Here is a 24,692-nt window from a genome sequence, read left to right as displayed (position 1 = left end):
ACATGAAGGTGGCCCGCAGCGCGTATACCGCTGCGGGCCACCTTCGTCATATCATCATCGATGTTGGAAAAACATCAGCGCACTGTCACAGTGCATTATGCGAACGTCATCACACGCGTGCGCCATCATCAAACATATCGTTGCGCGTCTGCGTATGGCCTTTATGCTGTGCCAACAATCCGGCGCCGCCAATCAACAGACAAATACCGAAAATCGTTCCCAAAATGGCGGCGAGAGCGGGGAAAAACACCGAAGTGATAACGCCTGCGACACCGATGACCAGCAGGCCCCAAAACAGTGCCTTACTGGCCGGAATACGGCCGATTGTGGGATTTGGCGGCACGAAATCATCGCCGTAATGGTCCATCACATCATCGGTATCCAGCCAACTCGAACCCGTAAAATCGCGCGGTCCGCGGCGGCGGAAATCATCGGTGAATGTGCCGCGATCCAAATCGTCGACCGAAAGCAGAGCCTCCTTCTCCTTGCGCTGCGCATGCTTTTCAAAACGTTTCGCATTGCGTGACTGCGCGACATGACGCAAATCGTCGGCATGCTCCTGCTCGAATTGGGCCCAAGCCGCATCGAAATCGCTGGTTGGGGCGTTTTCGTTCCCGTAGTCCGGCCGGGAGCTTGGCTGTTCGTCCTTGGCATTGCTATTGTTGAGCTCAGTCATACACACCACTGTAGCCAGATGGCATGCCATCCGACGAGAGGACCGAAAAAGATGCTGTATTGGTTTTTCGTGAAGGGATTCGGCTTCATCGCCATTCGCCGTATGAAGCCCACTGCGAAGGGATTGGAAAACATTCCTCGCGAAGGGGGAGCAATTATCGCGGCCAACCATCTTGCGGTTATCGACGACGCTCTGCTGCCGCTGACCTGCCCTCGCATGATTCATTTCATGGGCAAGGCTGAATATTTCGAAGGCAAGGGTATCAAGGGCAAATTCAAGAAGTGGTGGTTCACCTCTGTGGGCGTTTTCCCGGTGGATCGTTCCGGCGGCTCCAAATCGCTGGGCGCGCTCGCCCATGCGCGTGAGATTCTGGAAGACGGTCACCTGTTCGGCATTCATATCGAAGGCACGCGAAGCCCCGATGGCCGCCTGTACAAGGGGCATACGGGAGCGGCACGTCTGGCGTTTGAAACCGGTTGCCCGATTGTGCCGACCGCGATTATCGGCTCTCGCGAACTGCAGAAGCCGGGCCAGATTATTCCGAGCAAGGGCCATACCACCGTTATCTACGGCAAGCCGATTCCGGTCGAGCGAAAATCAGCCGATGAAATCACACATGACGACCTGCGTGAACTGACCGACCGTGTGACCATGGAAATTCGTCGCATGTCCGGTCAGGAATATGTGAACGAGTATGCGCAGAAGGTCAAGGAACAGATGAAGGCTCAGGCCGCGGCACAGAATGAAGCGTAGCGGCGGCTGTATCAGAAGTAGGCCTGCACAGCATCAGTCCTGCAGATTGGCGAAAGCGCTGCGTAAAGCGCAGCATGCAGCGTGAGTTGCAAAAAACACATGAAATATGATTCGGCGCGTGGACCTCGATTGAGATCCACGCGCCGAATGCGTTCAAGGCTATGCTCAAGGCTGCGCTGAAGCCGTGCTATAGCTGCGTCGAGACCGCGGAAATCACACGATCGTCAGCGTCAGAACGGTCGCATTGCCGTTTTCGTCACGCAGCCGCACGGCGCCGCCGTCGGATACGGACGACCCGTTGTAGTCGATGTCGCGCACGGTGCCGAACAGGCCACCCAGAATCTTATTGGTTTCCACCTTGAATCCAAGCTCCTGCAGCTGCTTGGTGACTTCGCTTTCCTGCTTGCCGACCAAGCCGCTCGGAATCGTGGCCGTTTCCGGACCCTTCGAGACGACGACGTCGATGGTGTCGCCCCAATGCAATTGAGCGCCGCTGTTCTGCGACGAGGAAATCACTTGACCGGCCGGAATCGCGTCGTCGAATGCTTCGCTCCAGTTGGCCTTCAATTTGGCTTCGTCAAGCATGGAGGCGGCTTCGTCGCGCGTTACGCCGACGATCTGCGGCATCGCCACAGGCATGGGGCCTTTGGACAATGCGACGGTGATTTCCGTATTGTGATCCGTCGTTGTGCCCGGATCAAGGGAAATGCTGATCAACGCGCCCTGCGGCACGGTTTCGGAGTAGTCGTCGGTGGCCTCATCATGTTTGACATTGGTGAAGCCGGCCGCCTTCAACGCATTCAGCGGATCCTTGCCGTTATCTGATTGCGGGTCGGCGATATCATCCGGAATGGTGGCCTGCATAACGCCCTTGGAAATGGTGACGACGACAGAACCGCCGTTTTTGGCCACATGATCGCCGACATTCGCCGGATCGGTGGAAATGACGCGGCCTTCGGCGATGGCATCGCTGTAGTCTTCATGCACTTCGTATTGAATATTGGATACTTCGAGCGTGCTCTTGTAATCGGCCCAGTCGACGTCGCTGATTGCGCATGCCTTGTTGTCTTCACAGGTCAGATCCGTTGGCTGTGGCATCAGCGTGTAGCTGCCGGGACCGAGATGCTGCCACCATGAGAAGCCTGCGATGGCGGCGACGGTAAGTGCTGCCGCTGCCATCGCGATGACGATTTTTCCCTTGCGCCCGATGGCGGAATGCGACGTTGCCGTCGCTGTGTCTTCCGAGTGTACGGCGTCGTCCGATACGGTGTCCAGACTGATTGTTTCAGTCGGCTGATGCGGCGTTTGTTGCGCTGCCTGTTGAGCTGTTTGTGCGGACAGGATCTGCGTTTCCTGATTGCCGGCTGCCGATGCGTTTGGCGGCAGGGGGACGACATCCGGCAGCGTTGCGGTGGCATCGCCTGATGGAATGGCGGTTGTCGCCTGTTCAGCGGTATCACCGGATCCGTTGTCGGATGCGGTATCGGCATTGTCGGCCGGACCGATGGTGGCGTCAGGGAATGCGGTATCGTGCGTGCCGTCGGTTTGTGCAAGCGGCTGCGCCTCCGGTTCCTTGCGATACTGCCATGCCTGCATAGGGAGTTTCGCCATCACTTCCTGCAATTCGTCGCGGGCCGCAATGGCGTCAGCCGGCCGGGCCTCCAACGAGCGGGCGGTCAGATGCGCGATGAATGCGGCCACGGACGGGTCGATGCCGGGGCACATGGTGGCGATGGAAGGCATATCCTCATGAACATGCTTGAACACTAATGTCACAGGATTATCGGATACGAACGGAATGGTGCCGGCGAGCATCTCCCACGCCATAATGCCGACGGAATACAAATCACCCTGCGGCGCGGCCTGATTCTTCTCGATCATTTCCGGCGCCAGATAGGCGGCCGTTCCGAGCAGCATGCCGGTGGAGGAAAGCGTCGCCTGCGAAGCCGCTCGGGCAAGACCGAAATCGGTGATCTGCACGCGTCCGCGATCGTTGATCAGAATGTTCTCCGGCTTGATGTCGCGATGTACGACGCCCACACGATGCGCTGCCGCCAGTCCGTCGATGGTTTCGGCAATGACGCGCAGGGTCTCCCGTACGCTGAACGTGCCCCGCTCATTCATTTCATGACGCAGATTCACGCCATGCACATATTCCATAACAAGAAAGTCAAGACCTTCGAATTCGCCGGTGTCATACACCTGCACGATATGCGGATTGGCAATCGCTGCAGCGGATTTCGCCTCACGACGGAACCGTTCGACGAACTGGTCGCGATGCGGGCCCTGCGCCAGCTGCGTATGCATGATTTTGATGGCGACGATTCGCTCCAGGCGTTCGTCCATGGCCTGATACACCGTGGCCATGCCACCGTCCGCGATCTTTCGGATGATGCGGTACCGGTTTTCGATAGTCAGCCCTTCGGGGGCGTTTGCGGCTTCACTCATAGTTACGCGTACGATTCCTTAGCGGGTTCTCGCAAATCATTCTGTCTGTTCTGTACCAAGTCTACAAGTCATGCTGCCTAGCGGGCCGCAATACGATCGAGAAAGAGAAACGTATCCGGCATCATCCCAGTACCGTTTTCGGAATGAAATGTCTGCAGGCTTCGATCAGAGCGTCCTGCGCGGCGCCTTCGCTCATCGATGCGATGCGTTGCACCGTCGACCCCCATAAGGCTCCGATGCGCTCATATGAACGCGCGACGGCACCGGTTTCCTTGAACAATGCGATGGCACGACTTACTTGATCGTCGCTGCGTTCGTTTTGCTCCCACATATGAAGAAGCTCTGCACGCTGCGATTCATTGGCCGCTTGCAGCGCGTCGGCAAGCAGCACGGTACGCTTGCCTTCGCGAATATCACCTCCCACCGGCTTGCCGGTGGCATTGCTGGTGCCGACCACATCGAGCAGGTCGTCGGCCAGCTGGAAGGCGAGCCCGAGCGGTTTTCCGATCGCCACTGCTTCATCGCGCGCCTGCTGTGGCGCGGTTCCGGCGGCCAGCAATCCGAATTCGATTGGTGCGATGGTGGTGTAGCTGGCTGTTTTCCAACGGAAAACGTTCAACGAGGACTCCGCTAGTTCTTGAGGGTCGTCCATGGAAGACATTTCCACCGCCAAATCAAGCACCTGACCGATTTCGACTTCGCGATGCATCGTCAGAAACGCCTTGTTCAATGCGGCCGGTTGCGCCAATGCGGATGCCGCTTGCTGCGCGATTTCGACGCTGGCCGTGGCGAGCATGTCGCCGAGCATAATGCCCAAGCCGTTGCCGATCGCGGCGTTGTGCATTTTTCCCGACAATGCGCGGTGGGCGGAGGCGCGGCCTCGTCTGAGCGGGGAATCATCGATGATGTCATCGTGAACCAGCGCCGCCGTTTGAAATACCTCGATTCCGCAAACGAAATCCAGCATGGCGTCACGCTGCTCGCGTGCGCCTTCTCCGATGAATATATCGAATACGTCAAGGGCGAGTCGCGCGCGCAGTCGTTTGCCGCCTTCACCCGATGTGACCGCCTGGGACGCGACGTCGTCGGCGATGCGTGCGCATACGGCGTCGCTCGGACGTTCGTCAAGCGTCATGAAATCGGCGACGAGCTCACGAATTCGTGTTTCGATGCGTGCAAGATCGTTCGAACTGGTCATACAACACAGTTATCCACAGCCTTACGACAAGAGGAAACGTAATGGTTGCAATGCTTTTGGAGTAAGACACGCCCGAAAAATTCCAAAAGTGCGTCTCTTCGACCACAGGGGGGCGAAAGGCGGCGGCTGTTTGGCTCCGGTAGGGCATAGTGGAGGGAACGTGGGTGGGTCGGTAGAAATGTCAAGGAGGACATGATGAATAACGCAGGAACGACGCGACATCAATGGGATATGCCATTGGATGATGATGAATCCCGGTTCGTGCGGCTCGAGGAAGACGAAATGGACAAGTTGCTCGACTGTTTTCGCAAGATATGCCATGAAGAAGGGGCGAGACAAGTATGCGCTCAGTGGGTTGGGTCGCCGTTGACTGACTGGTTGGCCGGCTTGGATCTTGGCGCTGACGGGGGTGAATACACATTGGATTGTCTTGTCGTCGCCAGGTTGGCCGTCGGCATAAACGAAGTGTACGCCATTCGTGATGCGCTGATCATGTCTATGATCGTCAGGCCGGACCGTTGCCCGAAATCGTTGATTATGGATTTTGTGACGCGTCCGCATATGCCGAAGGTCGTCGGCCGTATGGATGAATTGTTGAATGAGGCGTTCGATGAAGGTGTTGACGACAAGGCCGAGCGCAGATGCAGGGCCGGGATTTCGATGCTTAAGGCGATGATTCGTGCGGTGCCGGAGCGTTTCCAAGTGCATCCGTTGGCGATGGTGGCATATGGCTTATGGTGGATGGGGGATGATCAGGCGGCGATATACGCGTTGCAGGCTTTGGCTCTTGATGAGGATTGTTCTTTGGCTGCCATTGTGCTGGGAGCCATTGACCGGGGCGTCAGCCCGTCGCGATGCGGTGAATCGAGAAGAGACAGCGGTTGACGTTTCTTGGGGCGATGTTGACGCCTGTGGCGGTATCTGGGAATAATCGTCCTTGGAGGATGGTTAACTCCTATAGTTAACGATTTGCCCTTGCCAGAAGTGTGCTTATATGCTATAAGCTTCCGGCAGGTTCATTCAGGAGGAGTAAGTTTGGCCACCAAGAAAACCACGGCAGCGATGGAACAGACTGATACCGAAAAGACGACCTCCGCCAAGAAGCCTTCCACTCGCAAAACCGCAGCAAAGAAGACGTCCAAGCCGGCGTCCCGTAAGGCCGTAGAAAATAAGGATATCGTCGATCAGGAGGATTCCCTCGACGACGCCGGCCTGCTTGACGATGATGACGAGCAGGTCGATGAAGCCGACCTTGATGATTTCGACGCTGATCTTGACGACGTCGACGGCGTGGGCGATTCCGATTTGGATGATGACGACACGGATGCCATGGATTCCGAGCCTGAGGAAGACGACGAGGAAGACAAGCCCAAGGAACCTGAAGCTCCGAAGGAAAAGGGCGCTTTCGTCGTGCGAGACGATGACGACGACGACAATCTGACCCCGTCGGGCAATCCGAAGCGTCGCGTTATCGCCGCCGGCGCCACCGCCGATCCGGTCAAGGACTACCTCAAGCAGATCGGCCGTGTCAGCCTGCTGAACGCCGAACAGGAAGTGGACCTGTCCGAGCGAATCGAAGCCGGCCTGTACGCGCAGCATTTGCTAGACACCGAAGGTGATCAGCTGGACTTCAAGCGTCGGCGTGAACTGAAGTGGGCTGCGTCCGATGGCAAGAAGGCCAAGGACCACCTGCTGGAAGCGAATCTTCGTCTTGTGGTGTCCCTTGCCAAGCGCTATACGGGCCGCGGCATGCTGTTCCTTGATCTGATTCAGGAAGGCAACCTTGGTCTGATTCGTGCGGTTGAAAAGTTCGACTGGAAGAAGGGCTTCAAGTTCTCCACGTATGCGACGTGGTGGATTCGTCAGGCCATCACCCGCGCCATGGCGGATCAGGCCCGCACCATTCGCGTGCCTGTGCACATGGTTGAAGTGATCAACAAGCTTTCCCGCGTGCAGCGTCAGATGCTGCAGGATCTGGGCCGTGAACCCACGCCGGACGAGCTGGCCCGCGAGCTGGACATGCCGGTTGAGAAGGTACAGGAAGTGCAGAAGTACGGCCGTGAGCCGATTTCCCTGCACACGCCGCTGGGTGAGGATGGCGATTCCGAGTTCGGCGATCTGATCGAAGACACCGATGCCATCGCTCCGTCTGACGCTGTTGCCTTCTCCTTGCTGCAGGAACAGTTCAGGCAGGTTCTTGAAACGCTGTCCCCACGTGAGGCCGGCGTTATCAAGATGCGTTACGGCCTTGAAGATGGTCAGCCCAAGACCTTGGACGATATTGGTCGTGTGTACGGCGTGACGCGTGAACGCATCCGTCAGATCGAATCGAAGACCATGTCGAAGCTACGCCACCCGTCTCGTTCGCAGACGTTGCGCGACTTCCTTGACCAGTGAGGATTATGGCAGGCAAAGAGAACTACGGCGCGGATAGTCTTACTGTTCTTGAGGGCTTGGACGCGGTTCGTAAACGTCCAGGCATGTATATCGGCACCACCGATAGCCAAGGTTTGATGCATTGCCTGTGGGAGATCATCGACAATTCCGTCGATGAGGCTCTCGCAGGCGTGTGCAACCATATCATCGTGACCTTGCACGATGACGGTTCGGTTGAAGTGGCTGATAACGGTCGAGGCATTCCGGTGGATATCGAGCCAAAGACCAAACTCACTGGTGTCGAAGTCGTACTGACCAAGTTGCATGCCGGAGCAAAGTTCGGCAATTCCTCATACAATGCGGCCGGCGGTCTGCATGGTGTGGGCTCATCCGTCGTGAATGCTTTGAGTGCACGACTGGATATCGAGGTCGATCGTGACGGCAAAACGCATCATATGGCGTTCCATCAGGGGCATCCGGGAGTGTATTCCGATGCCGACCCCGCGCATCCTTCACCGGATTCCCCGTTCAAACGCACACGTAAGAACCGTCCGACCGAACTTGAAATCATCGGCAAGGTTTCTCCGAAAACCACGGGTACGCGTATCCGGTATTGGGCCGATCCGGAAATTTTCAACGATACCGCGCGCTTCAGCTATGAACAGCTGATCGATCGTGTGCGTCAGACCAGCTTCCTGGTACCGGGCCTGCGCATTACCGTCATTGATGAAAACGTGCCGGAAACCGGCGACGAATCAATCGACGAAGTGTTGGAAACCGACGAACCGGCACAGGCCGCAAATGTTGAGGCGACCGCGGAATCTGTGGAAGCCACATCCGAGGAGACCCCCGCGGAAGAACCGCACGTGGTCGCCGAACCAATCGTCGAAGAAACCGATGTCGACGTCCGCGAACGATTCGACCATGCCCGCGTCGTGGAATTCCTGCATACCGGCGGCGTCAAGGATTTCGTCGACTTCCTGTCCAGGGGCGAAGCCGTATCCGACATCTGGCGTATCACCGGCGAAGACACCTACAACGAGGAGACGCAGGCCGTCGACGAAAACGGCGAACTGCATGCCGTGAACGTGACGCGCAACTGCAATGTCGACATCGCCATGCGATGGGTCAACGGCTACGACACCACCATCCGCAGCTTCGTCAACGTCGTGGAAACTCCCGGCGGCGGCATGCACGTGGACGGCTACCTGCTGAGCCTGACCAAGCAGGTGCGCAAAGCGGTCGAAGACAATGCGCGCAAACTGAAAGTCAATCTCAAAGACTCGAATATGCGCGTCGAACGCGACGACATCATGGCCGGCTTGGTGGCCGTCGTCACCGTGCGCATCGCGGAACCGCAATTCCAAGGCCAGACCAAGGACGTGCTCGGCACCGCACAGGTCAAGCCGATCGTCACCCGGATGACGGACCGCCAGTTCGGCGAGATGATCTCCGGATCGAAGCGAGGCTACAAGGAGCAGTCCGGCCGTGTGCTCGAGAAGATCGTCGGCGAAATGCACGCCCGCATCCAGGCGCGCAAAACCAAGGAGGTCACGCGTCGTAAGAACGCGTTGGAATCCGCGTCGATGCCGCCGAAGCTGTCCGACTGCCAGCCAGGCAATGACGATGTGGCCGAACTGTTCATCGTCGAAGGTGATTCGGCATTGGGCACCGCCAAAGCCGCACGCAATTCCGGTTTCCAAGCGTTACTGCCGATCCGAGGCAAGATCTTGAACGTGCAGAAGGCATCGCTGAGCCAGATGCTGTCCAATAAGGAATGTGCGGCCATCATTCAGGTGGTCGGAGCAGGGTCGGGCGCGAGCTTCGATATCGAGCAGGCCCGTTACAACAAGGTCATCATGATGACCGATGCCGACGTGGACGGCGCGCACATCCGCATTCTGCTGCTGACCCTGTTCTACCGATACATGCGTCCGCTGATCGAAGAAGGCCACGTGTATGCGGCTGTACCGCCGCTGCATCGCATCGCATTGACGGGCTCGCATAAGGGCGAATACATCTACACGTATTCGGATGACGAATTGGTCGCAAAATTGGCCGAATTGGACCGCAAGAACATTGGCTACAACGATGATATCCAGCGATACAAGGGTCTGGGTGAAATGGATGCCGACCAGTTGGCCGACACCACAATGGACCCACGTACACGCATGCTGCGTCGCATCCGCATGGAGGACGCCGAAGAGGCGAGTCGCATCTTCAGCTTGCTGATGGGTGATGACGTGCCGCCGCGTAAGCAGTTCATCGTTGATAACGCCGACGATTTCGACCGTTCGAAGATCGACACCTGATTGGCCGGCGTGTCTAAACCATCGGCCGATAGGTAGCCGGCGCTTAAATAGTTGCGGAAAGTAAGAAAAACCTGAAAGGTGCTGTTCATGGTTAACGTATTGCTTGCCGTGATTTATTTGGCTTTTATCGGCCTTGGACTGCCTGACGCCATGCTGGGCGCGGCATGGCCGTCGATGAGTGGGGATCTCAATGCCAACGTCTCATGGGCGGGCGGCATTTCGATGACGATTTCCGCAGGAACCATTATTTCGGCGCTGCTGAGCGATCGTATGACATTGCGTTTCGGAACAGGGCGAGTGACGGCTACGTCAGTTGGTCTGACCGCGGCCGGTCTAATCGGTTTTTCGCTGGCGCCGAATTATTGGATGCTGTTGCTGATTGCTCTTCCGTACGGTTTAGGAGCAGGCGGTGTGGACGCAGCGCTGAACAATTATGTTGCGATCCACTACGAGAGCCGCCATATGAGCTGGCTGCACTGCATGTGGGGCGTCGGCACGTTGATCGGCCCGTATGTGATGAGCTATGCGTTGTCCAGCGGGCAGGGATGGCCGTGGGGATACCGCTATATCGGCATGCTGCAGATTGTGCTGACCGTCGTGCTGGTGTTCACGCTGCCGCTATGGAAGACTCGCAATGCAAGCAATGCGGTGGCATCCGATGCCGCATCCGGAGGGGCACTTGATGCGGCGCAGTCGTCCGGCGCCGCTGCTGCTACCGAGCCGCGAAAACCGCTGGGATTGAAGGGCGTGCTCGCCATTCGCGGTGCAAAGGAAATCCTGCTGATGTTCCTGTGCTATTGCGCCATCGAACAGACCGCGATGCTGTGGGGCAGTAGCTTTATGGTGCTTGGTCGCGGCATCGACGAAGTCACTGCAGCGCGTTGGGCCAGCCTGTTCTGTATCGGCATCACCGTAGGGCGCGCCCTGAGCGGCTTTTTGACGATACGTTTTGACGATCCGACGATGATTCGCATCGGTCAGACGACGTTGCTGATCGGCTTGCTGCTGATGATTCTTCCATTGTCGAATGATTTTGGCGTGTTGATCGGTTTGGTGGTTATCGGATTGGGTTGCGCTCCAATCTATCCGTGTGTGATTCATTCGACCCCTGCATATTTCGGCGAGGAGAACTCGCAGGCGATTGTTGGCGTACAGATGGCCTTCGCCTATGTCGGCTCTATGCTGATGCCTCCGGTGTTCGGTCTGATTGCGCAGCACATCAGCATCGCTCTCTTCCCGCTGTTCCTGTTTGCGTTCCTTGTGCTGATGGTGGCGATGCACGAGATGCTGCGCCGCAAGCGCGCAATGGCATGAGTCATGCGATGGCATAACGTTACTTCTGACGTGCGTTCTTTGTGATGCATTCTGTTGGCAAGTGTGACCGTTTTCAAGCCTGAAAACGGTCACACTTGCCGATATCTGTGGTTTTCCTCTGCGGATGTGGCCGCGGTGGGCTGTTTCGGATATGGGTTTGGGCATGGTCGTGTGTTCGATGTTTTGCGAGGTCGTGCCCACGTGGAATAATCGAACATATGTACGAATGTTTGAATTTGTTTTCGAAGCCTACTCGGGAATGGTTCAATCATGCGTTCGGCCGTCCTACCGAGGCACAGAGTCTGGCGTGGCCGGCCATCCGTAACGGAGGGAACGTACTGGTGGTCGCCCCCACCGGCTCGGGCAAAACGCTTGCGGCATTCCTTTCAGCAATCGATAGGCTGATGGGAGAGCGGACCGGTCGTTCCCTTTCCGCGGGCGAACAGACGGGGAAGGCCCGTCACACGCCCGGAGTGCGGATTCTCTACATTTCCCCTCTGAAGGCGTTAGGCGTTGATGTCGCCAAAAATCTGAACAAACCATTGGAAGGCATCGCCGGCCAATGCGAAACGCTTGGATTGACGCCGCCGAATATTCGCGTTGCCATACGTAGCGGAGACACCACCGCACAGGAGCGGCGGTCCATCGTCTCCCATCCGCCGGATATTCTGGTCACGACGCCGGAATCGCTGTATCTGATGCTTACTTCGCAGGCCAGACGCATATTATCCACGGTGGAAACAGTTATCGTCGATGAAATCCATGCGATGGCGGGCGGAAAACGCGGCGCGCATCTGGCGATAAGCCTCGAACGTCTGGAATCCCTCGCGAAACATCCCATACAACGCATCGGCCTGTCCGCCACGGTACGTCCAGCGTCGGAAGCGGCGCGTTTCCTGGCCGGCGACCGCCCTGTTTCCATTATCGATTCCGGAACCCATCCGGCGATGAGCATTACTATCGTCGAACCGGTGAAGCATATGCGCGACCTGCAATCGGCAAACGTGAAACGGCGCAGCGGAGGAGCTGATGGCATACGCTCCGACATGCCGCATATCACCGGAGTCACACCGGCAATGCAACGTGCCGCACAACGCCGTCAGGCTTCGCATGAGGATTCCGCCGCCATAACAGGTGCGGCGGCGGACGGCATGTCCGGTTCATCATGGCGGCAGGTGGAACACGATATTCTCAATCAGATTCTGCGGCATCGCACCACACTGGTTTTCGTCGATTCGCGTGGCCTTGCCGAAAAACTGACGGCCAAACTCAACGATTTGTATGAGCGGCAGTATGGTGACGGCACATATGAATCGCAGGAAAGCCTCCCGCAGCATTACGAGTCCGCGTCCGGTCCTACGACATCACACGTCCATTCGCATAATCGGGACACTGCCATTGCCATGGCTCATCATGGCTCCGTATCCAAAGACCGCCGCAAATACATTGAAGACGCGTTAAAACAGGGGCGCTTGCGTTGCGTGGTGGCCACAAGCAGTCTTGAACTGGGCATTGATATGGGATCGGTCGACTTGGTCATACAAGTGGCGCCGCCATTATCGGTCTCATCCGGATTGCAGCGTGTGGGCCGCGCCGATCATCATGTCGGAGGAACCTCCCATGCACTGTTCTATCCGCTGACGCGATGTGACATCATCGGGGCCGCAGCCAGTGTCGAAGGTATGTACGCAGGCATGATAGAGCCGCTTCATATTCCCTCCTGCCCCTTGGATGTATTGGCACAGCAGACTGTGGCTGCGGCCGCAATGGGCGATCTTGAAACAGACGCATGGTATGGGCTTGTTCGCAGGTCTGCTCCGTTCAGCAATCTCGATCGCGGCATATTCGATCGTGTCATCGACATGCTGACAGGTCTGTATAACGATGAGGAATTCTCCGCGTTCAAACCTCCGCTGATGCGCAATGAGACGGGTGGTGTTATTTCCGCTCGTCCCGGTGCGCAACGACTTGCCGTTACCAGCGGAGGCACCATACCGGACAGAGGCTTGTACACAGTGGTGTTGCCAGAAGCCGATGCCGGTTCCGGTCCACGCCGGGTCGGCGAATTGGATGAGGAGATGGTGTATGAATCCCGCGTGGGCGATGTCATCACTTTAGGCACATCCACATGGCAAATTCAGCAAATCACCCGCGACCGCGTTATCGTGGTTCCCGCTCCTGGCCGCAGTGCGCGGCTGCCGTTTTGGCATGGTGAAAGCAGCGGACGAGATTATGGATTCGGATGTTTGATGGGGCGCTTCGTTCGCGAAGTCGCCTCAGGCCTGGAAGGCAAACAATTCGATAAGAACACGCTCAAGCGTCTGACGGATGATGGATTGGACGCCAACGCCATCGATAATTTGAGCGCATTGCTTGGCGAACAGAGGGCTTCCACAGGCGAGATTCCTGACGACCGGCATATCGTTATCGAACGATGCCCAGACGAGGAAGGCGACTGGCGCATCATCATCCATACGCCATTTGGCCGCCGCGTGCACGAACCATGGGCCATGGCCATCAATACGAAACTCCAACAACGCTATGGATTCGACGGGCAGGTGTTCGCCGCCGACAGCGGCATCGTCATGCGATTGCCCGAAGGGGAATCCGACATCGCATTGCAAGGCATGGTGCTGTTCGAACCTGATGAACTGCGTCGCATCATCGAAGAACAAGTCGGCCAGACCGTATTGTTTGCCGCCCGATTCCGTGAAGTCGCGGCGCGATCATTGTTCCTGCCGCGAATGAATCCGGGCAAACGTGTGCCGTTATGGCAGCAGCGCCTACGTGCCGCACAACTGCTGTCCGCTGCCCGCACCAAGCGTGATTTTCCTTTGATTTTGGAAACGACTCGGGAATGCCTGCAAGACGTATATGATCTGCCGGCGTTGAACGAAATCATGCAGTCTCTGGCGGCAGGAACCATCCGTCTGACCGAACGAACCACGCAAATACCCTCGCCGTTCGCGGAATCACTGCTCTTTGCATACGTGGGGGAGATGATTTACCAATACGACGTGCCCCAAGCGGAACGCAATGCGCACATGCTGTCCGTCGACCCACAGGTATTGGAAAAACTCCTCGGCGTCACCGACCTGTCGAGGATACTGGATCCGAAAGTCATCGAGGAGGTCAGTAAGGAGGTCGGTGAACAGAAATTCTGGAACGAACTCGCCGTGGACGATATCCCCGGCCGCATCTCCCGATATGCGAAAACGCATGGCCCTTTCACCGCCGACCAGATGATCGCCGACCTTGGCGTCGATGCGGTGCAGGCGGTGCATGTGCTGGATGATATGAAAAAGCACGGAACATTGCTGTACGGCTTTTTCCTAGCACCACGAAACGATTCGCATTCAGTCGATATCAACGGCCAATGGCTGCACGGCGACGTATTCCGACGCATCCGGTCGCGCTCGCTTGCCGCAATACGCAAAGCCATCAAGCCCGTGAGCATGCGTGAATATCAGAAATATCTGATACGAAAACAGGGCATAGGCCCCACCGGTGGAGAATCCTATGACGGTTCGCAAGGCGTGATGCGCGTTATAGAACAGCTTGAAGGCGTGTATCTTCCTGCTTCAGTGTGGGAACAGTCCGTATTTCCCGCGCGCGTGCGCGATTACAGCCCGATGATGATGGACGAATTGCTTTCGTCTGGAGACGTGATTTGGGTAGGGGAAAAGGAAGACGGGAAAACTGCGGCCAGCGGCAAAATCACTTTCCACCCGGCCGATTCCATACTGGTTAACAGTGCGGGAAACGTGCATTCGGAAGCAAAGGAATCGCCTTTGGATTTGGAATCCGATACGATGCAGGCGGCGCAGACGGAAGTTCCAGCGGTATCCGTGCCGGACGCCATTATGGCAGTTCTTGCGCAGGGCGGCGCATTCCCGGCATGGCAATTATCGGACTTGACATGCAAATACCTCACCGGCCATGCCGAGCCGGAAATTGATCAAGCGACAGGGGAGATCCTGTACGCGGACTGGTCGGAAAGTCAATTCGAGCAAAGTCTATGGAGCTTGGTCTGGCAAGGCAAAGTGACCAACAGCTCACTCGCCGCAGTACGAGCTATGGAACATCCTGTGAAACTGGTTCGCAGCTCCTCTCGCACAGTACGCCCCTTATCGAGGCGTCGTGCGCAAATCCGTAAACCGGCATCCGCCACAATGAGCGGACTATGGTCGGCGATATCAGCGAATTTTGAACCGGAAACGGACACGTCTTCAACTTCCCAAGCCATGGCGTATGTCGAAGCATTATTGGACCGATATGGCATCATCGCACCGCAACTGGTCGACCCTCATGTCGTTCCGGGCGGATTCTCATCCATGTACCCGGTGCTGGTCGGTATGGAGGAACGCGGCACACTCGTTCGTGGCATGTTCGTCGAAGGCCTGTCCGCAATGCAATTCGCATACCGTGAAACAGTGGACGCGCTTCGTGATGATACGGAACAGTGCGGCGCATCCGCAGTCATGTTGGATTCCATCGATCCGGCGAATCTTACCGGTCTGACGATCGACTGGCCTGATTGCAACTTGGACTCGGGCAAACCAATGCGCAAAGCCGGCAATGTCGTCGTGTTGGTGGAGGGCAGGCCAGTGCTTTATGCAGCCCCTCGTTCCCGCAGAATCACGGCATTCAGCGATAACGAAGTGACACTAGGGGCGGCTTGCAGGGAGCTGGCGTATGCCCTGTCCCGCCAATATCAGGGCAAGAGCATTACATTCGCCCATATGAACGGCGCATCTCTGACCCAACGCAGCATGTATACGCGCATCCTGCATGCGGCGGGATTCACTCCATGCCCGCAAGGTATGAAACTCTACTAAGAAACATATTGGCGGGCGTCCACCTCGGCGCCCGCCAATACGATTCGCATATGGGTCAGCCCGCGAACGCGACGGCCGCGTCCAATTCCGTTCCCGACCCATCACGGCGCATATCCGGCTGCGGAAGGGCGACAGGGTGACCGGATTCGGTAGCCGCATTGATGGGGTAAGGACCGACATAGGCGAAAATCAGCGTATTCTGCCCCTTAAGGAAACGTTGCGAACGCACACCGCCCGTTGCGCGCCCCTTGGTCGGGTACGCATCCAGCGGCGTGATCTTAGCCGAACCATTATCGGTTCCCGGAAGCGCCTCACTGTCGCCTGCAACCGTCAAAACCGCAGCGCCGGAAGCGGCAGTCGCGTCCCCGTCGGCGGAATCATCGGCATTGCCATCGGTCCAAGCCACATTGGCGGCGGGAACAACGCCGAAAGCAATCGCCTTGCAGCCATCCGCCAGACGAATACCAGCCATGCCGCCCGCGGTACGTCCTTGCGGACGAACGTTGCCGGCTTCGAACGTCAACAATGAGGAATCCGAAGAAATGAACACCAGCCGATCCTCGTCAAGGGCAGGAGCGGCAGCGATCACCGCATCATCATCCTTCAGATCAATAACACTCCACGAATCCATCGTGGTCGGCGACTCGCGATTCCAACGCTTTACCACACCATTACGTGTACCAATCGCCAATGGAGCGGCCAACAACGCGTCATCCGACGCATCAATCGAATCGGCATCAGCGGAATCAACGTTCGAAGACGGCATCGGAATCGCGGCAATCACACGCTCTCCAGGAATCGGATCGGTATTCTGCGTCAATCCCAGTAATTCCGTCGCATCGATGCCGCCGGAAACACTCAAGCCATTGTCCGACAGCGCAATCGACGGCAGTTCCACCGCATGCGCTAACACCAGACGGCCGGCCGACGTGATCAGCGCGTATGACGAACGCGTTGTCGTGCGGAATATCGACGTAATCTGATCGTCCTGATGACGCTGGTCGCCAACGCGGCGTGCACGCCGCACATCCAAGGCGGCGGGCGATGTGCGGGCTATCAAACCGGTGGCGCTCAGCATAATGACGCACGGCTCATCATCGATTTGCAGCGCGGCGGCGGCAGCCTCATCCTCACCGGCCTTGCGTGCGGCTGCAGCCGCGGCGACATCGGCGGCGGCGGAAGACACTGTAGCGGCGGAACGGGCTGCCGCCAAAGCGGTATCGGAAGCGGCGTCATCACCGTGGGCCAACACTGGCATCAGAGATCCGTCCGGCCCCTGATCCAACAGCACCGTGCGACGCGGCGTGCCGTAAGCGGCGACCGCCTTGTCCATTTCTGTGACCACAACCTGATCCAGCACGGCGTCCGAGGCGAGGATATGATTCAGCTCTTCGATACGACGCTTCAAATCATCACGTTCCGCCTCCAATTCAATGCGGCTCATACGTGTCAGACGGCGCAGACGCAAATCAAGAATGTACTGCGCCTGAATCTCATCCAAATCAAACACGGCCATCAAACGGCTTTTCGCGGCATCCGCATCATCCGATGAACGAATCACCTGAATCACTTCGTCGATATCGACCATGGCCAACAGCAGGCCCTCAACCAAATGCAGACGCTCCAACGCCTTCTTACGGCGGAATTCGCTGCGACGACGCACCACCACACGACGATGGTCAATCCAAACCTGCAGCATTTCGCGCAAACCCATCGTATGCGGGCGGCCATCGACCAAGGCGACATTGTTGATCGTGAAATTATCCTGCAACGGCGTGTGCTTGAACAGCTGCGCCAACACGGCGTTCGGATCGAAACCGGTTTTGATCTCAATGACGATACGTGTGCCATTATGACGATCGGTCAGATCGATGGCGCCGGAAATGCCTTCCAGCTTACGGCTTTTCACGCCTTCGGAAATGCGTTCCAGCACGCGCTCCGGGCCAACCATATACGGCAATTCGGTGACGACGATCGCCTTCTTGCGTGCGGTGACGTTTTCGATATGCGTAACCGAACGCGTCGTCAGCGTGCCTCGACCCGCCGCATAGGCGTCACGAATACCGTCGCGGCCTACGATAACGCCGCCGCTAGGCCAATCCGGGCCCGGAACATACTGCATCAGCTCTTCCAAAGAAGAATCAGGATGCTTCATCAAATGCTTGGCCGCAGCCACCACTTCACCCAGATTATGCGTGGCCATATTCGTCGCCATGCCGACGGCGATGCCGGCGGCGCCATTGACCAGCAGATTCGGAATCGCCGCAGGCAACACGGTCGGCTCCGACAGCTTATTGTCATAATTCGGCGTGAAATCAACCGTATCTTCAGTGATGTCGGCATTCATACCCAGCGCCGCAGGGGCGAGACGGGCTTCTGTATAACGAGAAGCAGCCGGACCATCATCAAGGGAACCGAAATTGCCGTGGCCATCGACCAAGGGCAGGCGCATCGCAAATGGCTGGGCCAAACGCACCATGGCCTCATAAATCGCAGAATCACCATGCGGATGCAGCTTGCCCATGACTTCGCCCACGACACGGGCCGACTTCATATACGGGCGATCCGGCGTCAGATTCATCTGACCCATCTGATAGACGATGCGACGCTGCACAGGCTTCAAGCCATCACGGGCGTCCGGCAACGCGCGCGCGTAAATCACGGAATACGCGTATTCGAGGAATGATTTACTCATTTCCTCGTTCAACGGCGTATCGATGATGTTCTCTTTGACCGTACGCGGGTCGAAGGCCGGCTGTACCGGTTTACGATGCGATGCCATATGGGTCTCCCTCAACGCGCGTCGCGTCCTGTCCGCAAAACCGCGCATGTTCGTAACTCCAACCGCACCATATTACCCGACGACCCTACCCAAGGGTTTTGCCCGATAATTCGTCGGGGAACGCGCGTACGACATATGCATGAGACGCCATTCGTTGCCCTCCAGTGATTGAATGGACAGCATGAGTATCGAAGTGCCGCCAATGAATGAACTGTTGCAATTCGCGTCTGACGGAAAATATGGAGACGACATACCCGCAGCGCAAGGCGGCGGCAACGCGGGAGACACCACCATACAGCGTGGCGGCGCCCTGCACCTTTCGTCCATCCTGCCAGCGGTATCCGCAAGTTTGGGCTCACCCGTCGAAACGGCGATCCATCATGATCCTCGCGCATTGCAGCACGCATTGGGGCTGCCTCAAGCGCGTTCGGCAATCGTCGTGTTGGTGGACGGCATGGGATATTGGAACCTCAATATGCGACTCGGGCATGCACCATATCTGCGTTCGCTGATGAACGATTCGGTCAACCAGCGTCCCATCGCAACATGCTCGCCCAGCACCACGGTCGCCGCCATGGGCACCTTCGGCACAGGCACCTGCCCGGGCTTGACCGGCATGGCAGGATATACGCAGCGCAATCCGCAAACAGGCGCATTAAGCCAGTTGATTCAATTCCGTGATGCGATGGATCCGCATGAACTGCAACAACAGCCGACGGTATTCGAAACATTGCATGCGTGCGGCATGCGCATCACCAGCTCCGGCCTGCCGAAATTCGCGCATTCGCCGCTCACCGAGGCGGCCTTGCGCGGATCCGACTACCATGGGCACACGCAGCCGAAAGACCGCATCGCGGCAGCCTGCAAAGCCGCCTCTGCAGACGGCCTCACGTACGTGTACCTACGTGACCTGGACAAAGTCGGCCACGCCTATGGTTGGGATTCCGACCAGTGGATCGGCACATTCGAGCGTCTCGATGGACAGCTCGCCATGCTGCGGCGCAACGCGCCCAAAGGCACGCTTATCGTCATTACGGCAGACCATGGCATGATCAGCGCCGACCCGGAGCAGCGCATTGACATCGCACTCGATCCTCGCCTGACCGAAGGCGTCGCAATGGTCGGAGGTGAGCCGCGCTCGCTGATGCTGTATGCGCAGCCTGATGCGAATGTCGATGACATTGTGTGCCGCTGGCGTTCTGTTTTGGAAGACCGCGCACTGGTGCGCACACGTGACGAGGTATTCGCGCAAGGTGTGCTGGGCCCTGTGCGCGATGATGTGATTCCGATGATCGGCGACATCATCGTTTCGGCGGCGCAGTCGGTGACGCTGGTGGACAGCCGCATCCAAAAGGATCAGGCGACGAGGCTGCCCAGCGTGCACGGCTCATTAAGCCGCCTTGAAGCGGATATTCCTTGCCTGATGGATGTGGCCTAGCGCGTTTTATTCGCCGAACAGGATTTCATCCCAGCTGGGCACGACGGATCGGCCGCTGCGTCGCTTCGTCGTTTTGGTTGATGTCTTGTTCGTCGTGTTTGCGGTTCCCGGCATGCTCGGCGTGTCTTGCACGCTGTGAGCGTCCTGCGCATTCGAAGTGTTCGTTGCGGCGTCGGATTGGGAGGATTCGGCGTGTGCTTTTCCCGCCATATTGGCGGTCCCTGCGGCCGCTGCACCGCTTTGATTTGCGCCGGACACGGCGGCTGCCTCATTTGCGGCCTGCATGGCATTCGACGGAGCGGCAGTCGTCACGTTACCGGAAGAGGCATTGCGATTGGTATGAGACGATTGCGCAGCGGTTTCCTTCATCGCGGAGCGTGCGTGCAGGTCGGCGCGTACCGCCGGCATGGATGGCGCCGGCGTGGTCCATGCGGAAACGGTTTGTTCGATGCGGGCCGATCGTGCGGAATCACCGGGGAGGGACGTGGTGACCAAAAAATCGTCATCGTCGGCATTGCTGCGAAAATCAGCTGAATCATTGCGATTCACCGCTTGGCCGATAAGCTTTTTGGCAAGCGAATTCAGGCAGGTCACCGAATTGTCGTGCATGTTCCATGTCCATTCGGCGCGCGCCCGGCGTTCGGAGACGGTGAAGGAGGCAATGATCTTCCATGGTTCAAGCCCGCGACGTGTGGCGTGCCATACCACGTCTTCCGGGCGAATGCGCGCGGCCGCGAAAGTACGTTCGATAAGCTCCGACAAGGTTCTGACGCGGCTTTCCTTAGGCGCCGGGACGGCGAGGAACTGTTCGATGGCGTATTGTTTCTCCGTTTCCACTGCGGCGGAGAAACGTCGGACCAAAGCTTCGCTGAGTCCATATCGTTGTGCGACCTGCTCGGGATTCGCGCCGGCGCGAATCAACGCCTGAATTTGGGAAATCGGTAAGGTCGGAGAGACATGCTGCCTTCCGGAGGACTCGGATTTCAATTGTTTCGCCTCAAGAATCGCGTGTTCCAGCGTGTCGTCTACCTGCACTCGAAATCGGGCGTCGCCGGCAAGGAAGATGAGTTCACCGTTCTTTTCGACATGGTCGAATCGGGCTTCCTTGAACGTATTGTCAGCCATAGGCGCACCACTTTCATCTCCTGGTGGGTATTACTTTTATTGTGCCCCACGTGTCGGATTTTACAGCTATTTCAAATCGTGTACCCTTAGCGGGTGAAAAGTCATGTATTCTATGGCGCATAAGGCCGCATTGACGGCCTTAGAAACGAGAAAGGACTTCACATGGCACAGGATTATGATTCCCCCCGTAATAAGGATGAGGACGAGGAGTCGCTGCAGGCTCTTGGCAAGAGCTCTCAGAACTCTTCCAACGACATGGATGATGATGAGAACGCCATCGCGGAAGACTATGAGCTGCCGGGCGCCGATCTGAGCAATGAAGACGCTTCGGTGACCGTCATTCCGATGCAGGGCGATGAATTCATCTGCTCCGAATGCTTCCTGGTCAAGCATCGCAGCCAGCTCGCCTACACGACCGAGGACGGTCAGCCGGTATGTGAGGAGTGTGCCGCCTGATGACGGTTGATGTGACGTACAACGAACCGGAAACCGTTGAGGTTCTTGTCAAATCCGTGAATCCGGATTTTCCGGCTGAACTGTTTTACGCTCATGCGGGCGATGCCGGCGCGGATTTAAGGACCACGCAAGAGGTGACGCTTAAGCCGTTCCAGAGGGCACTGGTGCCGACAGGCGTGGCGATCGCATTGCCGGCGGGGTACGTCGCGTTGGTGCATCCTCGTTCCGGCCTTGCGGTTAAGCAGGGCGTGACGGTGTTGAACGCGCCGGGAACCGTGGATGCCGGATATCGCGGTGAAATCAAGGTTCCGCTGATCAATCTTGATCCGGAGCATACGGTGACGTTCCATCCTGGCGACCGCATTGCGCAGATGGTGATTCAGCGTTACGCCGAGGCCCGGTTTATTCTGGCTGAGACGTTGCCTGGATCCGATCGTGCGGAGCGAGGCTTTGGCTCGACCGGTGTGAACAGCTGAACGGTCGGTGCAAAGTCTGCAGAACCGGTGAATGCGGAGCGCGGCGTTAATCGAAGGAAACTCGTGGACATGTGCGGCAATGATGCCGCGCATGACTAGGATTGGAAACGCAGTAAGTGAGGGAGGCGACGGTTATGGCCGAAACTGAAGAAGAGATTAATTCGGCTCACATGCTGGGATGTGAGATCAGCGCGAACCTGCTTGACCCCCTTGAGCCCATTATGCGCATGTGCGAATATCACCATCCTGGTGAAGACATGAGTATTCTGGATCGTGCCTACCGGCGTGCGGTCCGGCAACACAGCGCCCAACGTCGCAAATCCGGCGAACCGTACATCATCCATCCTTTGGCCGTTGCGCAGATTCTTGCCGATTTAGGCATGGGCCCCATCGTCGTGGCCGCAGGCCTGCTCCATGACACGGTTGAAGATACCGATTACACGTTGGATGAATGCCGTGCGGAATTCGGGGATACCGTCACCGGCTTGGTCGATGGTGTGACCAAGCTGAGCAAGATGGAATACGGCGATTCCGCCCAGGCCGAAACCATTCGCAAAATGGTTGTGGCGATGAGCCGTGACGTTCGCGTGCTGGTGGTCAAACTCGCCGATCGTGTGCATAATGCCCGCACATGGCGTTATGTGAAGCCATCGAGCGCGCAGAAGAAGGCACGCGAAACGCTGGATGTGTATGCGCCGTTGGCGAATCGTCTGGGCATGAACGCCATTAAGACCGAACTTGAAGAGTTGAGCTTCAAGGTTCTGTATCCGAAGATCTACAACGAAATCGTCGTGCTGGTGTCTCGCAGGGCGGGGCAGCGCGACGTGTACTTGAAGCAGATTCTCGCCGAACTCAATGAGGATTTGGACGAGCAGAACATCAAGGCGTATGTGACGGGTCGTCCGAAGGATTACTTCTCCATCTATCAGAAGATGATCGTCCGCGGCCATGAATTCTCGGATATTTACGATCTGGTTGGCGTGCGCGTTATCGTCGACACCATTCAGGACTGCTATGCGGCGTTGGGCGCCGTGCATGCGAGGTGGAGCCCGGTACCGGGCCGTTTCAAGGATTACATCGCCATGCCGAAGCTCAATATGTATCAGAGCCTGCACACCACGGTGGTCGGTCCCGGTGGCAAGCCGGTGGAAATTCAAATCCGCACTTGGGACATGCATCGTCGTGCCGAATTCGGCATCGCCGCGCATTGGAAGTATAAGGCCAACGGTCAGGCCGGCCGCGCGTTGAGCACGCCTGACAAGTCCGATCGCAAGCGTGGCGAGAATCAGGAGCTGACTGAAGCTGATAATCTCAAGTGGATTCAGCAATTGGCTGATTGGACGTCGGAAACCCCGGATTCGGACGAATTCCTCGGTTCCTTGAAAGAGGATCTTGGCTCGGCGGAAGTGTATGTGTTCACGCCGAAAGGCAAAATCGTCTCTTTGCCGGCCAAAGCCACGCCGGTCGATTTCGCCTACGCCGTACACACCGAGGTCGGTCATCGTACGATGGGCGCCCGCGTCAATGGCAGACTTGTGCCGCTCGACACCACGTTGGATAACGGCGACACAGTCGAGATTCTCACTTCGAAATCCGATAATGCCGGTCCGTCCCGCGATTGGCTGAGCTTCGCGAAAAGCCCGAAAGCCCGTAACAAGATTCGTCAATGGTTCACAAAGGAACGTCGCAGCGAATCCATTGAAGAAGGCCGCGATGAATTGACTCGTGCGATGCGCAAGCGCAATCTGCCGGTAACCGCGTTGCTGACGACTGAAGCGTTGATCGGCGTCGCTGACGAGCTGAACTGCCCGTCTGTGGACAATCTGTTTTCCTCAATCGGAGACGGTCAGATTTCGACGCAGAACGTTATCGCGCATCTGGTAAAGGATGCGGGCAGCGACGAGGTCAACGAGGCGGTTGAGCAGGAAGTTTTGCCGCTGCGTACGCCTGAACGTCCGAAGACCACCAATGCATTGGGCATTTCCGTCAAGGGAGTCGGCGACATCTGGGTGAAGCTGGCACGCTGCTGCATGCCGGTGCCGGGCGACGACATCATCGGTTTCATCACGCGCAATCAGGGCGTGTCCGTGCATCGTACCGACTGCCAGAACATGATCGATCTGCAGAAACGGCAGTCCGAACGTGTGGTCGACGTACAGTGGACCAGCACCAAGGGCCTGTTCATGGTTAAGATTCAGGTCGAAGCCTTGGATCGCCCGCATCTGCTGAGCGACGTGACCCGCGTGCTGTCCGATCACGGCGTGAATATCATCTCCGGTAATATCTCTACCGGTTCCGATCGTGTCGCCACCAGCCAGTTTAGTTTCGAAATGGCCGATCCGCAGCATTTGAACCGTCTTCTTGCCGCCGTGCGCAAGATCGACGGCGTCTTCGACGTCTATCGCATTACCGGCGCTAAGGATTCCGCCGAGCCACGTCTGCGCAAGATGTAAGGGTAAGGACGAATATATAGATATATAAAAACCGGCTCGTTCAATGC

General features: G+C 57.3%; 15 protein-coding genes. 10 read left to right on the top strand and 5 right to left on the bottom strand.

Annotated features, from left to right (window positions below):
* Positions 1–109 precede the first annotated feature (109 nt).
* Positions 110–676, bottom strand: a complete 567-nt coding sequence (locus AC1AWD_RS05015; RefSeq protein ID WP_476564207.1) for a hypothetical protein — start codon at positions 674–676, stop codon at positions 110–112.
* 51 nt (positions 677–727) lie between these two features.
* Here AC1AWD_RS05015 and AC1AWD_RS05010 point away from each other — a divergent pair, with 51 nt between their 5' ends.
* On the top strand, positions 728–1,429 hold the full coding sequence (locus tag AC1AWD_RS05010) for a lysophospholipid acyltransferase family protein (protein WP_476564206.1): 702 nt from the start codon (positions 728–730) through the stop codon (positions 1,427–1,429).
* A 213-nt stretch (positions 1,430–1,642) separates the two neighbouring features.
* Here the strand turns inward: AC1AWD_RS05010 and AC1AWD_RS05005 are convergent, their stop codons facing one another.
* Both AC1AWD_RS05005 and AC1AWD_RS05000 read right to left on the bottom strand, forming a co-directional pair.
* Entirely contained in the window at positions 1,643–3,877 is a 2,235-nt protein-coding gene (locus tag AC1AWD_RS05005; protein WP_476564204.1) for a protein kinase domain-containing protein, read from the bottom strand.
* 121 nt (positions 3,878–3,998) lie between these two features.
* Positions 3,999–5,075, bottom strand: a complete 1,077-nt coding sequence (locus AC1AWD_RS05000) for a polyprenyl synthetase family protein (RefSeq protein WP_476564203.1) — start codon at positions 5,073–5,075, stop codon at positions 3,999–4,001.
* Positions 5,076–5,270: 195 nt separating this feature from the next.
* Between AC1AWD_RS05000 and AC1AWD_RS04995 the strand changes: the two genes are divergently transcribed.
* From AC1AWD_RS04995 to AC1AWD_RS04975, 5 genes are all read left to right on the top strand, one after another.
* The gene (locus AC1AWD_RS04995) at positions 5,271–5,960 is read left to right on the top strand and encodes a DUF4192 family protein (protein ID WP_476564201.1); all 690 of its coding nucleotides are present in this window, start codon (positions 5,271–5,273) and stop codon (positions 5,958–5,960) included.
* Positions 5,961–6,137: 177 nt separating this feature from the next.
* Positions 6,138–7,472 carry an RNA polymerase sigma factor gene (locus tag AC1AWD_RS04990; protein ID WP_476564605.1) on the top strand — a complete coding sequence of 445 codons (1,335 nt, stop codon included), beginning with the start codon at positions 6,138–6,140 and terminating at the stop codon, positions 7,470–7,472.
* Positions 7,473–7,477: 5 nt separating this feature from the next.
* The gene (locus AC1AWD_RS04985) at positions 7,478–9,763 is read left to right on the top strand and encodes a DNA gyrase/topoisomerase IV subunit B (protein ID WP_476564199.1); all 2,286 of its coding nucleotides are present in this window, start codon (positions 7,478–7,480) and stop codon (positions 9,761–9,763) included.
* 87 nt (positions 9,764–9,850) lie between these two features.
* Positions 9,851–11,077 carry an MFS transporter gene (locus tag AC1AWD_RS04980; protein ID WP_476564197.1) on the top strand — a complete coding sequence of 409 codons (1,227 nt, stop codon included), beginning with the start codon at positions 9,851–9,853 and terminating at the stop codon, positions 11,075–11,077.
* Between the two features lie 218 nt (positions 11,078–11,295).
* Positions 11,296–15,915: a DEAD/DEAH box helicase gene (locus AC1AWD_RS04975; RefSeq protein WP_476564195.1), complete on the top strand. Its 4,620-nt coding sequence runs from the start codon at positions 11,296–11,298 to the stop codon at positions 15,913–15,915.
* 55 nt (positions 15,916–15,970) lie between these two features.
* Here the strand turns inward: AC1AWD_RS04975 and AC1AWD_RS04970 are convergent, their stop codons facing one another.
* On the bottom strand, positions 15,971–18,697 hold the full coding sequence (locus AC1AWD_RS04970) for a DNA gyrase/topoisomerase IV subunit A (RefSeq protein ID WP_476564193.1): 2,727 nt from the start codon (positions 18,695–18,697) through the stop codon (positions 15,971–15,973).
* A gap of 181 nt (positions 18,698–18,878) precedes the next feature.
* Here AC1AWD_RS04970 and AC1AWD_RS04965 point away from each other — a divergent pair, with 181 nt between their 5' ends.
* Positions 18,879–20,135 (top strand): alkaline phosphatase family protein, encoded by a 1,257-nt coding sequence (locus tag AC1AWD_RS04965; protein ID WP_476564191.1) that lies wholly within the window; start codon positions 18,879–18,881, stop codon positions 20,133–20,135.
* A gap of 6 nt (positions 20,136–20,141) precedes the next feature.
* On the opposite strand, the gene sepH is transcribed toward AC1AWD_RS04965, so the two are convergent.
* Positions 20,142–21,260 (bottom strand): septation protein SepH, encoded by a 1,119-nt coding sequence (sepH, locus tag AC1AWD_RS04960; protein ID WP_476564189.1) that lies wholly within the window; start codon positions 21,258–21,260, stop codon positions 20,142–20,144.
* A gap of 162 nt (positions 21,261–21,422) precedes the next feature.
* On the opposite strand from sepH, the gene AC1AWD_RS04955 reads away from it, so the two are divergent.
* The 3 genes from AC1AWD_RS04955 to AC1AWD_RS04945 all read left to right on the top strand — a co-directional run bounded on the left by AC1AWD_RS04955 (position 21,423) and on the right by AC1AWD_RS04945 (position 24,645).
* Positions 21,423–21,716 (top strand): DUF4193 domain-containing protein, encoded by a 294-nt coding sequence (locus tag AC1AWD_RS04955; protein ID WP_476564188.1) that lies wholly within the window; start codon positions 21,423–21,425, stop codon positions 21,714–21,716.
* Positions 21,716–22,192: a dUTP diphosphatase gene (gene dut, locus AC1AWD_RS04950; RefSeq protein WP_476564186.1), complete on the top strand. Its 477-nt coding sequence runs from the start codon at positions 21,716–21,718 to the stop codon at positions 22,190–22,192. Before AC1AWD_RS04955 ends, dut begins: the two co-directional genes overlap by 1 nt.
* Before the next feature lie 134 nt (positions 22,193–22,326).
* The gene (locus AC1AWD_RS04945; protein WP_476564184.1) at positions 22,327–24,645 is read left to right on the top strand and encodes a RelA/SpoT family protein; all 2,319 of its coding nucleotides are present in this window, start codon (positions 22,327–22,329) and stop codon (positions 24,643–24,645) included.
* Positions 24,646–24,692: the final 47 nt, after the last annotated feature.

The sequence above is a fragment of the Bifidobacterium sp. LH_512 genome, assembly GCF_056356435.1.
Note: the sequence above shows the minus strand (reverse complement) of the source record. Positions and strands in the feature narration are given on the sequence as shown.